Source organism: Flavobacterium sp. N502540 (assembly GCF_025947365.1).
Lineage (GTDB): Bacteria > Bacteroidota > Bacteroidia > Flavobacteriales > Flavobacteriaceae > Flavobacterium.
On the sequence record NZ_CP110012.1, the window covers coordinates 5,186,015 to 5,201,770 of the forward strand.

14 protein-coding genes are annotated in these 15,756 nt (G+C 33.0%); 2 read left to right on the forward strand and 12 right to left on the reverse strand.

Annotated elements, in window-relative coordinates; translation table 11 throughout:
• Positions 1–57: 57 nt before the first annotated feature.
• From tssD to OLM58_RS21485, 12 genes are all read right to left on the reverse strand, one after another.
• Positions 58–453, reverse strand: a complete 396-nt coding sequence (gene tssD / locus OLM58_RS21430; protein ID WP_017496361.1) for a type VI secretion system tube protein TssD — start codon at positions 451–453, stop codon at positions 58–60.
• 475 nt (positions 454–928) lie between these two features.
• The gene (locus OLM58_RS21435; protein WP_017496363.1) at positions 929–1,705 is read right to left on the reverse strand and encodes a DUF5457 domain-containing protein; all 777 of its coding nucleotides are present in this window, start codon (positions 1,703–1,705) and stop codon (positions 929–931) included.
• A gap of 10 nt (positions 1,706–1,715) precedes the next feature.
• Positions 1,716–4,040, reverse strand: a complete 2,325-nt coding sequence (tssR, locus tag OLM58_RS21440; protein WP_264530584.1) for a type VI secretion system protein TssR domain-containing protein — start codon at positions 4,038–4,040, stop codon at positions 1,716–1,718.
• Positions 4,041–4,043: 3 nt separating this feature from the next.
• Positions 4,044–4,982 carry a PKD domain-containing protein gene (locus OLM58_RS21445; RefSeq protein WP_070905590.1) on the reverse strand — a complete coding sequence of 313 codons (939 nt, stop codon included), beginning with the start codon at positions 4,980–4,982 and terminating at the stop codon, positions 4,044–4,046.
• Complete coding sequence (tssO, locus tag OLM58_RS21450; protein WP_017496365.1) at positions 4,972–5,442, reverse strand: type VI secretion system TssO; 471 nt, start codon at positions 5,440–5,442, stop codon at positions 4,972–4,974. Before tssO ends, OLM58_RS21445 begins: the two co-directional genes overlap by 11 nt.
• Entirely contained in the window at positions 5,439–5,942 is a 504-nt protein-coding gene (locus OLM58_RS21455; RefSeq protein ID WP_070905591.1) for a hypothetical protein, read from the reverse strand. The genes tssO and OLM58_RS21455 overlap by 4 nt, the downstream gene beginning before the upstream one ends.
• Positions 5,943–5,952: 10 nt before the next feature.
• Positions 5,953–7,089 carry a hypothetical protein gene (locus tag OLM58_RS21460; RefSeq protein ID WP_264530585.1) on the reverse strand — a complete coding sequence of 379 codons (1,137 nt, stop codon included), beginning with the start codon at positions 7,087–7,089 and terminating at the stop codon, positions 5,953–5,955.
• Positions 7,090–7,174: 85 nt separating this feature from the next.
• Positions 7,175–8,059, reverse strand: coding sequence for a TssN family type VI secretion system protein (locus tag OLM58_RS21465; RefSeq protein ID WP_264530586.1), 885 nt, complete (start codon positions 8,057–8,059; stop codon positions 7,175–7,177).
• Positions 8,060–8,093: 34 nt separating this feature from the next.
• Positions 8,094–8,999 (reverse strand): hypothetical protein, encoded by a 906-nt coding sequence (locus tag OLM58_RS21470; RefSeq protein ID WP_264530587.1) that lies wholly within the window; start codon positions 8,997–8,999, stop codon positions 8,094–8,096.
• A gap of 3 nt (positions 9,000–9,002) precedes the next feature.
• Positions 9,003–11,435 (reverse strand): AAA family ATPase, encoded by a 2,433-nt coding sequence (locus OLM58_RS21475; protein WP_264530588.1) that lies wholly within the window; start codon positions 11,433–11,435, stop codon positions 9,003–9,005.
• Positions 11,436–11,439: 4 nt separating this feature from the next.
• Positions 11,440–13,197, reverse strand: a complete 1,758-nt coding sequence (locus OLM58_RS21480) for a hypothetical protein (protein WP_264530589.1) — start codon at positions 13,195–13,197, stop codon at positions 11,440–11,442.
• A gap of 8 nt (positions 13,198–13,205) precedes the next feature.
• Positions 13,206–13,625 carry a GPW/gp25 family protein gene (locus OLM58_RS21485; RefSeq protein WP_017496372.1) on the reverse strand — a complete coding sequence of 140 codons (420 nt, stop codon included), beginning with the start codon at positions 13,623–13,625 and terminating at the stop codon, positions 13,206–13,208.
• 158 nt (positions 13,626–13,783) lie between these two features.
• Between OLM58_RS21485 and OLM58_RS21490 the strand changes: the two genes are divergently transcribed.
• Together OLM58_RS21490 and OLM58_RS21495 are read left to right on the forward strand one after the other, a co-directional pair.
• Entirely contained in the window at positions 13,784–14,239 is a 456-nt protein-coding gene (locus tag OLM58_RS21490; RefSeq protein ID WP_319802357.1) for a hypothetical protein, read from the forward strand.
• Between the two features lie 2 nt (positions 14,240–14,241).
• A complete protein-coding gene (locus OLM58_RS21495; RefSeq protein WP_017496374.1) occupies positions 14,242–15,606 on the forward strand; it encodes a DUF5458 family protein in 1,365 nt (454 codons plus the stop codon).
• The last annotated feature ends 150 nt before the right edge of the window (positions 15,607–15,756 follow it).

Below are 15,756 nucleotides of genomic sequence, written 5' to 3' on the forward strand. Positions count from 1 at the left end.
TCTGAAAATAAAAAAACAAGAAGCAGTACGTAACTGCTTCTTGTTTTATGAGAAAAATTAAATTTTAGCCCAGTTGTTATCTAATGTAGCATTACCTAAAGTAATTTTCTCTGCAGAGAATGTAATCTCAGTAGTCATTGGAGTTTCAGCCAAAGCGTCTAACTGCTCACTAAAGAACACAATAAAAGCGTTTTCAAAAGTAAGTTCTTTCATTACCTGCTCAGAGTCAGCTTTGAAAAATTTCACTTTTCCGCTTACTGGTTTGTGTTGACTGTTTACTGCTTGTTCAATAACTGTAGTGTTGTCTGTAGATTTTACTCTCAAGTTTAATCTTCCTCCTTTAATTTCAGAAGAAACTGCTCCTTTACCGTCAGTATGTCTCAACATATCAACTTTTGAAAATAATACTTGGTACTCGTTTCCTTCGAATTCTAAAATTGATTTAAATGCCATAATAAAAAATTTAAGTTGTTAAATAAAGTTTTTCAGAATCCTCTTTCTTTTTGTATGACTAGTATGAACAAAAAAAAAGAGGTATTCTACATGATTTTAGAATACCTCTTTTTGTACTAACGTACTTTTTTTAATTGCTTCTTGTAGGAAGATGAGGGTGATTCGCAATCAATATTTGTACGAATATACAAATACATTTTTAAAAAACAAGTCGATTCGTAATCTTTTTCACAAAAAATAAGAAAAAAAAGAGTCGTTTTTAATTGACAAATGTAAGAATCCAGCATTCATAAGGGCTGACAGAAAATTCATCTGTTTTAAAAAAACAAATAGTGACTGCAAAAAACAATCTAATAGTCAAAAAATATTTTTTCAACATTCGTTTTACTTCTTCACCTAACCCCGTAAACACAAAAAGAGATATTCTGCATAATTTTAGAATACCTCTTTTATCTGTTTTTTTTACTAATTCATTTTAATCTGTAACATTTTTCATAAAAAATAACAGAATAAATCCCAACAGTACAACGGTTATGTGCAGGACTATTGAATTGACCTGTGGCTGTAAAGAATTGACCTGGTTTTTTAAGTCTAAAGTTGCTGTGGTATGAATTTCATTAATTTTGTTCACCTGCTTTTGCAATGAATCTATGGTCTTGTTCAAATACAAAATATTCTGATGCTGATTAGAAAACAGTCTTTTTACTTCTTTGTCAGACAGCGCTCTTTTTTTTCTAATGACTCCTGTTTTAGGCTCTTTTAATGTCAGTTCGCTAACGTCTTCAATTTTATTATTGTTTACCGCAAAACTGTCATTTAACTTGTTTACTAAGAAAAAAATAAACACAATATAAGAAAGCAAAAACGTAGGCAGTATGTACTGAATAAATATTTCAAGCGCTTTGGGCTTTGCGGCATTGTGTATATTGTTTATCGTACTGTAATTGGTAAAAAAAATAGGCTCTTGTTTTTTTTCTTTGTGCAATCTCTCGGTTTTAAATTTTTCTTCTAAATCAATTAGTTCAAAGCGATCGAGGCTGTACAAACCTAAATTCTCATTTAGTTTTTTATGATGTACCATCCAATTGAGTACTTCTTCTATCTGATATTCTGTAATACTGGGATTTTTAAGCCTCCACAAGATTTCTTTTTTTGTAAACTCACACGGTTTCCCTTTGCTTTCAAAATAAAATAACTCTAAAATTATTTCATGCAAAGGTTTCGTCATTTCTATTGTATTGATAAGTTCCATAATCGTTATTTTATAGTAGCATATTTTTCGATATATAATAGTGTTTGAGCTGAGACTCCTCATCAAAAACCTCAAAAGCACTATTTCTTACCATTTTCTCTAGGGCTTCAACTTTAGCATTCAAGCCTATAAACAGCGCTCTGAATTCAGCCGGTTTTCTCTTAAACTTTCTGATATCTTTAATTCTTATAGTATGCAGATCAGAACTGTTTACAAATACTCTTGTCTTAAAATAAAACAGATCTGCTAAAGAATTTCTGTTTCTCAATGGTTCGGTCCTTCTGATAATTGAGGCAAATGTATAGCACCTGTCTTTAAAATTCAGAATCTCTACCTTATCAATATTTTCATTGGTGTATTCTTTGCTTACTAACTCCCGATAATTTTCAATAAGCTGTTTAATTTCATTTTCGGTCAGTAAAATGTGTACTTTACTTTCTAAATCATTATACAGCGAATCTTTTGCATTTATCGCAAAGGTTTCGTTTTTATACTTTTTAGGCACATCAGTACTTACACTGTCTTTTAAAGGAGAATTTTCGATAATATTTTTTACGGTTATACTCGGCTGACTTCTTAAAAAGCTAAATTCATTTTTATACTGAGTGAGTGATTTTAGCAATGCATTGTTCGTCTTGATCGTTTTACTGATCACGGTATCAATGGCCTTGTTTATCGTTTCAGGAGTAAGCTCCCCGTTTAACTTAGGAAATACAATTCCGCCATTAAAGTTACTTTTTAAAGGAGCGTTGTAGATGTACTCATTATCCGCTTCGCCATTGTAAACAAATTCATCATTTTTAGGAACCAGCTTTGGATCTACATAATAGTTCTGAATGTATTTTTTGTTGGCATTACTGGCATCACTTAAATAGGCCTTACTCTGCGAAATAAAATCCTGATTGTCAGAACTGTTTTCATTTCTAAAAAGGATGTACAATAACTTGGCATTATTCTTTGCCAATGTGCTCATATTGTCCTGCAAAACGGTATTTATTGATCCGTCTAATCCTGCGAGTATAAAGAAATTGTTTTCGTAATTGGGTCCCGCACTCAAAAACTGAGTAATATTTATGTTGTTATTGGGTAAAATATTTTCATTTGTAATTTCTTCCGGTGTTTTGATACTTTTTTCAATTAAATCAAACCACTTCGAAAAAGAGGATGTTCTGAGCAAAAAATAACTTTTGGACTTTCCTTTTGCAATAAACGAGTACGTAAAATTATAATTGGCGTACAAATCACTGCTCGTTGTTAATTTTAGATTTTGCAATGCCGAAAGTGTCTTTTTCAGGTATTGTTTGGTACTGCCGTTGTTCTCAAAAACGTAAAAAAAGTTAATGGTCTTACTTTGCAAATCGATCTGTTCGATTGTCTTTATGGTAATATCATCCCCTTTTAAATTTGTTATTTTATTTTTGTCGTGGTTCCAGACATTTACAGGCAATAAAATTTTAGTGGTATTATCGAATCTGGCAGCAATACTAGATTGATTTTCATTTACGAAAAAGGTGTTTCTGTACAGTTCATTTGCATGAAAGTTGATTTTACCCGACGAAAACTTCAACGTATCGGCAGGATTCAGTTTCACCACCACATTGTCTGTTATAGGATTCAGATATTGCAAAGGAACCCAACCATATTTAAAATTAGCGGTGTCTTTTGGCATCAAATCATCAGAATTGGACACAAAGGCTGAATTTGCCGTTTTGTTTATGTTGTAGACGTAAACGAAGTCATTTAGTTTTATCCCTTTTTTGGTTACTGTTTCTAAGTTAGGATCTCCCTTTAACAAAAGAGTACTTTTTTTGACGTTATTGTTACTGTTTACCAAATTATCCAGCGTATTACAAGCCACAAAATACTTTACATATTTTAAGTTAACCTGATTCTGGATAGCTCTTCCATATTCCAGTACATTGTCTTTTTTAATCCATCCCAGATATTGTACTTCTTTAGCTTTAGAAAAATGGTTGTCTTTACTTCTTAAAGCAGAGAATGTCCCTTTGGGTTTCCCAATCAGTTTTTTATCCGCAACGACAACTTCGTAATAATTCTTATCTTCATCAATAACATACATGGGAGTCAAAATAGCGGCCTTATTTTTTACTTTAGCGCCATAAGGTTCCTCATAAATTTTATTCTCATTTCGATCCGAAAAAACCATTTTCAGTTCTGGTTTTTTATTTTCTTTTTGCTCCTGGTTATCGTAAGTATTAACTGTTTCTCCCGTTTTTCTAAGAACGTTTGTACTGTTCTTAACCTGCGAAAAAAGGGTACTGGTGATCAATAAACAAATTAAAGACGTATATCGAAGTAAAATGCTGCTTTTCATCTATTACTTTGTTTTATTTTTAGTTTTTTGGGTAATATTGATCTGCTTAAAGCACTTAATATTATCTAATTTTACATCCTCAATTATAGTCTCATTGCCTTCCAGATAATGAAGTCCCTGACAGTAACTTAAAAAATCATTGTATTTTTCTTCGTTGACTACTACCACTACATCAGACAAATCATTGCAGATGTATTTATTTTTCAGATAATTCACCTGTTCTCTGTACGTTCTGGTATCTCTTGCTCCTAAATTAGCAATGGTCTGCAGTCTTTTTTTAATATCATTCAATACAATACCTGACGAATCTACGGCCTCCGGTTCTTTGAAAGGTTCGTACAACTGAAGCACTTCAATTTCTTTTGTTATCGGATACTTCGTTTTGTCTGTTTCAAGCTTTACCGTATAAATTCCAGGCTGAGTAAAAATATAAATGGCTTGTTTTTCATAAGAATCAATAGTTCCCGTTTCACCAAATTCCCAATACCAATTATTAGAACTCGGAGAATATCCGGTAAACACAATTTCCTCACCTACATAACCAAACTCCGGACAAAAGATCTTGGTGATCGAATCTCTTGCCGTCAATCTTCTGCCATTAACGATATTGATCTGTTTTGAAAAATCAAACTTGTCGTCAATTTTTAAGGTAACTAAATACTTTCCGGCTTTGTCATAAGTGTAATTTACACTTCCTTTACTAACAATCGAATCACCGTTTCCAAAATACCAAACGGCTTTTTTATCTGATATTAAAGTACTGTCATTTATTTTAAAAGATAATTCCTCGTTTAATTCATACTGATGATTACTATTATCATCAACAATCGAAAAATCAAGATTACTCAATCGTTTATTATAAGGAAATAGCAGTGCTACTATCACTAAAATTACCGCAATGCAAGACAAAAGGATAACTACTGTTCTGTTTTTAATGTTCATTTTTAAAATCTGCTTTACATTCGTTAAGACTTGTCTGTACCAGAGTATCGTTCTTTTTTACCGTACTTTCTTCCAGGTTTATCTCTAAAAAAACATTTAATAAGTTCCCGCCGATTAAGCAAAAATTATAGGACGAATGAAATTCGTTGTCTTTATAAAGCTGTTTGTACTCTGAAATATTTCTTTTTACTTCATCGATACGCTGTACCTGATTAATGTCGTATTTAATCGTATCAATGGTTTTGAAAATTAACTTCGATTTATTGGCATAGTCTACCTTAATCTTCTGCATTTTTTCATAATCATTAATTCTGTTCAGCATATCTGTATTATTAAAATCAGGTGTCTTCAATAAAAACTTGGTAAGACCAATAAATATGACACAGGCGCTAATGATAAATAATAAATTGAACTTTGCTTTCTTCCAATAGGTTTCGTCAAAAATTATTGCCTTCTTCATGATTTGGTACTATTTTTTTTATTTTCCAGTTTATGTTTTTCAATACAATTTTTAAGCTGATTACTTTTGATTTCGTAGCTTGTTGCTGCTTCTTTTAAAACATCAATTTTAGTTTGTATACGCTGCAATTCAACCAAAAGTTCCTCATACAAACCGAAAGAATTGGTCAGATTTGTTTTTGATTTTTGAATCTCATTATTGATTGCAAATCTTTTTTCGTTGATCAGGGACTGAAGATTTTTACGTTCATTTAAAGTTCTGTCTTTAAATCTTAAGTCATTGATTTCGATAAGGATTTCACCCAGAAGCAAGTTCATTTCGCCCTGTTTTACTGCAATATCATTGTAGTATTTGTGTTTTTGCTCTAACTCGGCAGCACCTTTATTGGCCGTTATCAGCGTAATAAAAAGACAGCCGAAAATAAAAGTAAACGTTGTAAAAAAGAGGATTAAAAACCTGCGTTTTTGAGTCGCTATTTTAGGAGAATTAAGTGGTTTCATAGCGCTATGTTTAATCTAATATTGACCATGTATTGCTCTTTGGTGCTGCCACTTTCGTTTCCTCACTAATTACAATGTTTTCTTTTCTGATTCCGATATACTCCAGTTCACTTAATTTTTGCCATAAGCGCTTCAAAATTCCTAAAAACTGATTCAGTTTTTCAAGTGTTTGCGCGATATCGTTGTGGTCGTATACGGCGCTTTTTGCTTCAAACAATACGCTCAATAACTCCGAAGGTTTTACATCAATCCATTCATAATAGTACTGCAGCAGCACCTCTTTTTCTTTGTCATCCATTAAAGTCAATGTCGAAATAAGATGATTCGCCAAAACAATTATTCTGTCAAACATATACACCGGAGATTCCTCAGGAGCGACATTTTTAAGATAAAAACAGTTTTCTGAATAATACTCGATTATTTTGGTACATAAACTAAACGTGTTCGACACCAGTCTGTTATTAGAAGAGTTTTGCACATTTTTTTTATGAATTTTAATCGAGAAATCATTCAGTTGATACAATTCAGTGTTTACTTTCGCTATAAACTGATTCAGGATTTCATTGTTTTTAGTCTTAACAACAGGAGCGATGTACTTGTTGTCTTCGATAAAAGTTCCGTTTTGGAATATTATTTTTTTGACAATTAAAAAGTAACCCGATAAAAAATTATCATTTACCTCTTTTTTATTGATGATGTGCAATTTGATCTCCGGAAGGGCATGAGGATGATGCAATGGAATAATTTCCGGATCAGGAATACCTACAGGAATTAAATCATAAGGATTAACGGAAACAATAACGTAATAATGCTCAAAAGAATTTCGATCTAAGTCGTTGGCGTTTATACTTACTTCCGGAAGTTTGGTGCCATAAATATCCTGATTAAAAGAAATTATGTGACCGTTTTTAGCAATTACTTCACATTTTTTTAGGTAGGCAACCAGCTGTCCTCCCTCAATTTTTATCTCAATGTCTATCGATTTATTTCCCGCCGGCTGGATACAGCCATAATTAAAATTGTTTAACTGAACTTTATTATAATCACTGACAATTGTTACGTAATTGAAATAATTATTGATAAAATGGTCTTTCGTAAGTTTTACACCGTCTGTCCAGTTGATTGGTAAATGAATGTTTGATTTCATAATCCTGAAGTTTGTTTTGTGGTATTTATTAATCTCTTTTCCTTTTTTACCCAAATGGTTTTAAAGAAAAAGAGGTGGTATTTAATTATTCTTCCAGACCGTTTTCATGTCTGTTTAAAGCTACTCTTTTAGCAAAAATGGTCTGTTTATTTTTCAATTTACTTTCAGAAATGGTTCTGTAAGGACTCAAGTTCTTTATAAACAAAGGAAAGCTGAAGTATTTTGCGGTATAAAAAGTCCAGCCCGTATCTTCATTCTCTGCGTTGGATTCGATAGCATCATTAGGGAATCTGTAATTCTGATCTTCTATAAACTTATCAAACCAACTACCCAGATTGACGTCCTGAGCAATTTTTACATCAAATTTTGAAAAGAATTCAGAATTGGCTTTTTTTCTGATGTGTATGGATACCTGCATGAGGCGAAACTTATCGATATTATCCCAATATTCGAAATCCTTGCGTTCTTTCCCCACTCTCCAGTATTCGTAGAAAGGCTCAGGTATTTGCAGGTATTTGTTCTTTGATTCCTGAAAAAAGATAGGTACAAACAACCACAAAATATTAAGCATACTGATGTGAGCATAACTTGATATGGCGATATAGTTGAAAACAAGATAATAAATCCAGGAAGAGAGAATCGCTATTATTAAAAACAGAAACACTTTTGCCAGAACATTATTCTGTATCCCCACTTTTTGAAATAAAGCAGTGTTCATGAAATACACCAGTGCGATTCCAAGTATGATGTAGTAGATAACCGAAAATAATAAGCCAAACCAGATAAATTCATTGTTAAAGAAAGCAAACAAACAGGGCAAAGCTGCTATAATCGAAAAACATAAAGTAAATATTATGGCCGCTTTTGTTTTAATTTTCACATTTGAAAACTGGCTCATAATCAGCGTTATGATTAAAATCAAAAACGGAGCTAATAGGTATTTTAAGAAAAAGGGTAGTATTGTATTCATATCTGAATGTTATCTCTTTATTATGGTTTAAAAATTATAAAATGGTATTTATGCCCAAATAGTTCTCGTTTAGTTTTATGCCTAACTGATAATTATTAAAAAAGACGATATCAATTTTTCTGTTACTAATGATAAAATACTCTAATACTTTACGAGTTAGGTTCATCTTGCGTTCCAGTATCTTATAATCTATATTTCCTTCAAAATATAGCGCAACCTCTACGTCGTCTATCTCGCTTTCTACCGCTCCGCAAAGTCCCAGATTGAATCCTAATGCTCCTTCACTTAATTCCAAAAAAGGAGAATCGGTGAAGACATGTTTCTTGTATTTTAATTTGACTACATTACCCAATAAGGTTTCCAGTACTTTCTCCAGTTCCGGAAGATTCTCTTTCAGTTTATCGGCTTCACACAGATAAATGAAGAGATTCTTTTTTTGCGCATTAGACAAGTCAAAATCAATGGCGACTAATTCATCTACTATTTTCAGAAACAAATCAATCTTATCATTAAACAAGTGAAGACTTCTGATCGCATAATTTGAATTTGCCGCAAAAAGCTCATTGTCAAAGGGCATAAAAAAATCTAAAGCATTATTTTCTGCTTTTTTGTTTTCTCTTACTGCTTCTACAATTTCTTTATTCGACATCGTAGAATTACTAACCGATAAGGGATGAAAAAGTAATTCAGGCAAATTATGGTAGATGCTGTTTTTGGCCAAATGCAGCACTAGCGCTTCTTTGGTAAATCTCGAATCTTCCTGATACAACATCGACGAGAGATCAATAGCATCTCTTGAATTGTGCCTTTTTGAAAGTCCTTTATGTCTGACAAAGACTTCGGTTTCCTTTTTAAGAATATTTTGCAATTCATAAAAAAGAATTTCTCCTCTCAAATTAAAGTTAAGCTGTTGTTTTAAAACTGCGATATCCTGTTCCATATCTTATTTCTTTTCCCAGATAAATTCATCCTCTTTTATATCCAGAACAATACTTTCGTTCTCCAAAATAGCTTCGGATATAATTAGTTTTGAAATGGTTTTCTTTAGATAAGTTCGTACGGTTCCCGCAATAGGTCTGGCACCATATTTTTTAGAAAATCCTTTATTGGTCAGATATTCTAAAGCCGAATCAGATAAATCAAATGAAATATTTTTGATCGTTCTTAACTGTTCCTGCAAACGGCTAAGATGCAGTTTGAAAATAGCTTTGGCGATTTCTATATTGATCGGTGCAAATGGAACTACTTCAGTCAAACGTCCTAAAAACTCAGGTCTGAAGTGCTGACTCATAATATCAATCAACTGATTAGAAGTGGGTAAATGACCGCTTTCTATCTGCTCCTGAATCCATTGGCTTCCAATATTTGAGGTAAAAATGATAATTGCATTCGAAAAATCACCTTCACGCCCCAATTTATCATGCACTTTTCCTTCGTCCATAATCTGCAAAAACACGTCGTAAACCGAACTGTGCGCTTTTTCGATCTCATCAAAAAGTACCACCGAATAAGGTTTTTGTCTGATTTTATTCACCAGCATCCCACCTTCTTCATACCCCACATATCCCGGAGGTGCACCATACAATAACGCCGCCGAATGTTCTTCTTTAAACTCTGACATATCAAAACGAATCATCGCATTTTCGTCATCGAACAGCAGCTCTGCAAGTGTTTTAGTTAATTCTGTCTTTCCCGTCCCGGTTGGTCCCAAAAAGAAGAACGAACCAATAGGCTGTTTTGGGTTGCTCAAACCACTACGGGATTCGATTATGGCTTCTGAAAGTGTTTTAATAGCATGTGCCTGCCCTTTTACTCTCTCTTGTAATTTGTCTTCAATCGTTAGAAGTTTTTCCTTTTCTCCTGCACTTATTTTTCCTAATGGAATTCCGGTTGCATTAGAAACGACCGCCAAAATCTCAGACTTTTTAACCACAGTGATTTTCTCTTTTGCAATCGCTTCGATATCAGCTGATAATTTTTCGATGGCATCGAAAGTGATTACTTCGTCTTTTTGTTTTTTTGAATTTTCGGCAGCACTAATTTTACTGGTTACCACACAGCTAATTCTGTTGAATATTTCTTTTTTCAGCAAACTCATCCTTGATTCATCAGCAGGGTCAGCTTCTTTTATCTGTTCTTTTATTTTTACAATTTCAACTAAGGAATTGGCATTCGAAACAATTACTGACGAAGCTGTTCTGTCTAATAAATCAATGGCTCCGTAAGGCAATTTCTTTTCTTTATAAAATCTTTTCGACAAATGAATGGCTTCTTCTATAACTTCATCGTCAATCCCTATTTTATAATGTTTTTCCAATTTATTTTTATAAATCCCCAGACATTCCAGCAATAAAGCATGATCCAGTTCTTCGATAAAAATGTTTTCAAACTTTCCGTCAATAGTCGTTCCTTCAATCGATTTTCGATACGAATCTGAATCAATAGAAGCAATAATGTTAATCGTTCCCTGAGTTAACTGCGTATTGATGATGTTGATTACCGCATTTGATTTTGAGCTTGATGAATTTAACAACACCTGTATGTCATCGATAAAAAGAATGCTCTTTCCGTTCTTGGATAATTTTTCGAAAATTTCAATCAATTTCTTCGAAATCTCATTTTCACCGCTGCAATTGGCAACAAGTTTAGACACGTTTAAAGAAAGTACCAGTGTTTCTTCAAAAAAATTAGGATCTGTTTCGTGTAAACTGTAAATCAGATTTTTTATGATACTAGTTTTTCCAATACCTGATTCTCCAATCAACAAAATACCGTGATTCTCGTATCGTTCAATGTTTTCAAGTATCAGTCTTACCTCCTTATTTCGGCCAATAATAGCACTGCCCTCTTCGATTATATTTTTTCTGTAGAGTGTATCACAATAATTAATATCAACCGTTTCTTCTTTATCATCATTATCCACCAGATTAAAACTTTTTTGAGTATTACGAAGCCCAAAATGTTTTAAAAGTTCTTTATCGCTTAAATTTAAACCGTCGATCTGTTTGTCACTGTACACCAATCCGGGTTTAATAATGGCAATAAAAACGCAAAAAGCATCAATAGAATCTGATCCTAATCTGATTTTATTGAAATTTGATTCGGTAAAAACATTTTCGATCTCTGCATCGGCAATAATAATGTTATCATTGCTTTGAGTCGAAGTGTATACCTCCTTTCTCACGTCAAACCATTCTCTTATATAATCTATGTCTTTTGATAATGTTTTTAAAACCTCTGTCAATCCCGTTGGCTCAAATAAAAGTGCGTAGGCTAAATGCGGAACACCGTAAGTGCTATGTCCATCCTGAATGGCCAACGATTTAGCAGATTTAATTGCAGATAGTAAGCTGGGGCTATAATCTAATTCATTCATAAGTTTAGTTTATGGTAATTTGAAATGGGATGTTCATCACAGATTGTTTCTCTAAGGTTTCCTTCAAAAACAATCCTATTTTTTGCTTGTTTTCTATCTGTAAAGCATACTTATCCTGCAAAATAACTTTTACATCAATCGTTCTGAATACTCCTTTTTTTCTTTCATTGCTAATGCCCACTCCATCTGTAATCAGTACCTCTTTTGTAATGTTTCTTAAATGATAATGAACCGCAGATTTTATGTCTTGTTTCGTTACCAGTCTCTCTTTGGATAAAAAACCATATCGAAGATTGATTAATTTCTCGACTTTGTTATTTCTGTAAATTCCGCCAAGCGAAGTCGTCTCAAAAACAGTAGAATCCTGAACTAATTCTGATAAGATCGTTTGTTTTAAAACAGTACCTTTTTTTAAGTTATTAGCCACCTGACCGTTTGAAGTCCAATACGAACAGTACAAAATTTTAGATTTATCGGTTTCATGAATCAGAGCATAAACTTCCTCTTCGTTCACCTGACTGTAACTGCTGGTAATTTTACTTTCAATTGAATTGATTTCTTCATTGATTTTAGTCATTGTCGCATCAATATAATCGGCATTGATATTCGAAAATGAACTGATGTCTTCACGTAAAGCTCGGGCTAATTTTTTAAGGAAAAACTTTGCTGTTCTGGAATCATAATTCTCTAATCCGCCATAAAAAACGGTATAGGTATTTGAAGTGATAGCGTTAGGCTGCTTGATTCCATTGATGAATTCGATATTTTTTTCGTTAAAAACTTTCATCACATCCAAAAAATGCGTATTTCTCTCAGCCTTCATCGGAAACAGACGTCCTTCCACCTGAGCATTGTGAACTCTGTTGTTCAGCTTTCGGTTGACGATCGGAAATGTGTTGATCTTTATCTGGATTTTATCAAGCTCCTGTTTGGTAAAGATTTCAGGAAATACAAACTCTAACCAAATAAGTTCTGTATTCTTTTTAGCAGATTTTAATGCGTCTTTTTCAATATTAAATTTATCCAGTAAAGATTCATAAACCAACTTCTCCGGATTTAGTTTTAACTTGTAAATAAAATTTTTATAGTATGATTTTATCGCTTCAACGTAATGCTTATTGTCCTGAACTTCCGCAAAACTTTCATTTTCAAAAGCAATAGCATTTCCATGAGTATCTCTTACCGTAACAAACTGTAAAAAAGCGTCTAACGAGGAATTCTCTGTAACAAATGTAAATTTCAAAGAATTTAATTTCTCCAGATTTTCTTTTGAAATATCCAGTCCAATCCACATCCTGTGATCAGAAATTTTACAATGCGCCGGTAAGCGATTCACATTTTTAAAAGAATCGATCAATAAGGAGTCATAGAGCTGAAAACCAACCTCACCCTCAATAATGCTTTCGTTGGTAAAGGGTGTAAAATGAATATCATAATCAACGTTGGTCGCGAAAGTCGATTTTATAATAAATTCAGCATCACTGTTGAGTACCACAATACCATTTGTTGCTGCTGTACTTGCTAAAGCGTGAGCCGGCATAGGTAAATTCCATTGACTTGGCACAATTTCCTGAGCAATACGCTCAATAATTTTATTATCAGATTCGATTCCTTCGTGATACAAATAATAAAGTTCATGAACAAAAACTTCTAATAACATCATGACCAAGGGGTCGGCCATGTTAATATTTTCAATTCCCCAGATCTCTAAACACTTCTTTTGTATTCTGTTTTTTATTTCAATAAACTTAACGTCTTTCATATTTTGTACTATTGAGAAATTGGGCTTATATTCAATTTTGTGTGAAAGCTAAATGGCATCAGACTTTCGATAATGTCTCCTTTTACGACTATGTTTGCTTTTCTTCTTATGCTTGATCCCAGCTCGGTATTATCAATTTCATCTAACGAAATAGTGACTTCACTTAAGGTTAATCTCCTCTCAAATTCAGTAATCGACTTTAACAGGGATTTTCTAACCAAATCCTCCCAATCTCTTTTCTTTATATGCTGATTAAACTCCAGGTCCCAGATGACAGATCCGTAATTTGGGATCTCCGGAATCTCTCCAAATGAAGTGGTAATAATCATCATAATGTTATAAGCAATCGATTCTTCTATCTTACAAAAATTATCCTGTGAACCTCTCACCAAAGACTTAAAATTAACAGGGTATTTCAGGTATTTCATCTTTTGTCGAAATTAAGTTGTTTTTTATAAAACTAAAGCTTTAATTTTTAATTTTAACACATTGCTACAAAACTCCAAATAAAATACTTACAAATCAATATTATTTTAAAGTTTTTTTTTACTAGTTTTACAAAATCAACTAAAAATCTTATAAAATTATGAGCATGTTCAATTATGGTATTGGTGGCAATGAAGTAAAAGTTGACGCCAGTGAATCAATTTTGGAAATTCCTTCAAACAGAACATTACTAATTCAAAAACTTACAAATGAGCAGCCGGTTGGACCCGAAGCTGTCTATGATTTGCAGACTGTAGAAGCGGTTTTTGAAAAGTACAAACCTAGCGTAGACTTTGAATTTACAACGGAACAAGGTTCCGATTTAAACGAATCGATGGTTTTCCAAAACTTAGGAGATTTTGGAGCAAAATCTATAAAAGAAAACAGTCCTTTTCTTAATAAATTAAACACTGAAAAAGAACAAGCGTACAAAATTGTTCGTCAGCTTTCGAGCAACAGAGCTTTAATTAAAGCGATCCAGGATCCGGCAGTTAAAGATGCAGTAATCGAATTACTTCAAAACGCTAAGAACGAAATTAACAACAACAAACAGTAAATATGGCAACTCAAACTAAAGAACAAAAGGTTCAAGGTTCTTCAAGCGAACAATTAGTACAAGACTCCCCAAGCAAAATAAACCTGTTAAACGAATATGGAGGTTTTGCTTTCTTAGAAAACGTAATCGACGGATTATCAAACTTAAACCCTACCAGAAAAGCCAGAAAAAACATCTTTCTTAACGATGCTCAATGGGAAAGTGAGAGAACAACTCTTAATAACAGACTTGATTTGTGGCTGGATTTACTAAAAGGAAATGATTCTGTTGAATCAATGATCGAAGTAGCCAATGCAAAAGCAACATCAGCAGATGCAACATTAAATAAAAACTTGAAATACGCCTTAAACACTACAAGAGAATTAGAAACTTCTTATCGTAGTGTTGCTTTATTCTACAAAAATGCTGAAAGTGATAAAATCAAGAACGTAACGATCGTAAACGCTGATATAACGCAATTAAAAGATTTAGACAACACTTTGTTTATTGATTATGTTTCGAATGAATTAAAGCAAAATTTTGACCGTCTTGATTTGAGAAAAAACTACTCTATACTTTCAGTTCCAGGATATTTAGGTTCTAACGCTGTTTTAGAAAAATGGTCTAAAATAGCTCACGAAAACAAAACAGTATTACTAACTGATTTCCAAGATCTTGAAACTCCGGATGATGTTATCGATATCTTCTTCAATGCCAATCATACTGGTGGTGATGTGTACAAATCAAACACTATTATGACTTGTAACTATTTGTTAGGAAGAAGTAAAAATAACGAAGTTGGAGAAGAAGACAATCTTTATGTACCACCATCGACTTCTTTAGCAGGTAAAATATACAAAACATTGATGTCTCAAGTGGTTGCCGGTAAAAAATTCGGAGGCTTAAACGAGGTGGAAAGTGTTCGTTTTGACCTGAAGAAAAGTGAAATCTCAGAAATTGAAAAAATGGGATTAGTACCAATGGTTAATGAGTACAGCAAAATTATGGCTTTCTCTGCAAAAACATTGTTCAACGGAGACAACTTAGGTTTACAAACCTACTCTGTAGTACGTGTATTTGACCATATTACCAAAGTACTTTTCGATTTCTTAAACAGAAGAGCTTTCGAGAACTGGACTACCAGAACTGAAGCCGATTTAAGAAGCCAAATCATTAAATTCCTTGACGGAATTAAAGGACCAACTAATCTTATTGAAAAGTTTACAGTAATGAAAATTGAGCAGGATAAAACTCAAAAAGACAGAATCTTACTAGATATCCACATCACACCATACTTCCCGGCTAAAAGTTTCGTAATTCAATTAGACGGACACAAAGGAGATGGTCCTGAAGAAGCTGTTTGGCATAGTGACTACAAACAGGTTTAATTCATTTCTACCCTAAAATCTACCCCAAAAAATACTCTTTTGGGGTTCTTTTTTTTAACGGGTTATCCAAATAAAAAATGTATCTAAACGAAACAGAATTCGAATAACACACTCATCAACATTTATAATGAGAGTTCTTCTAAGAAATAG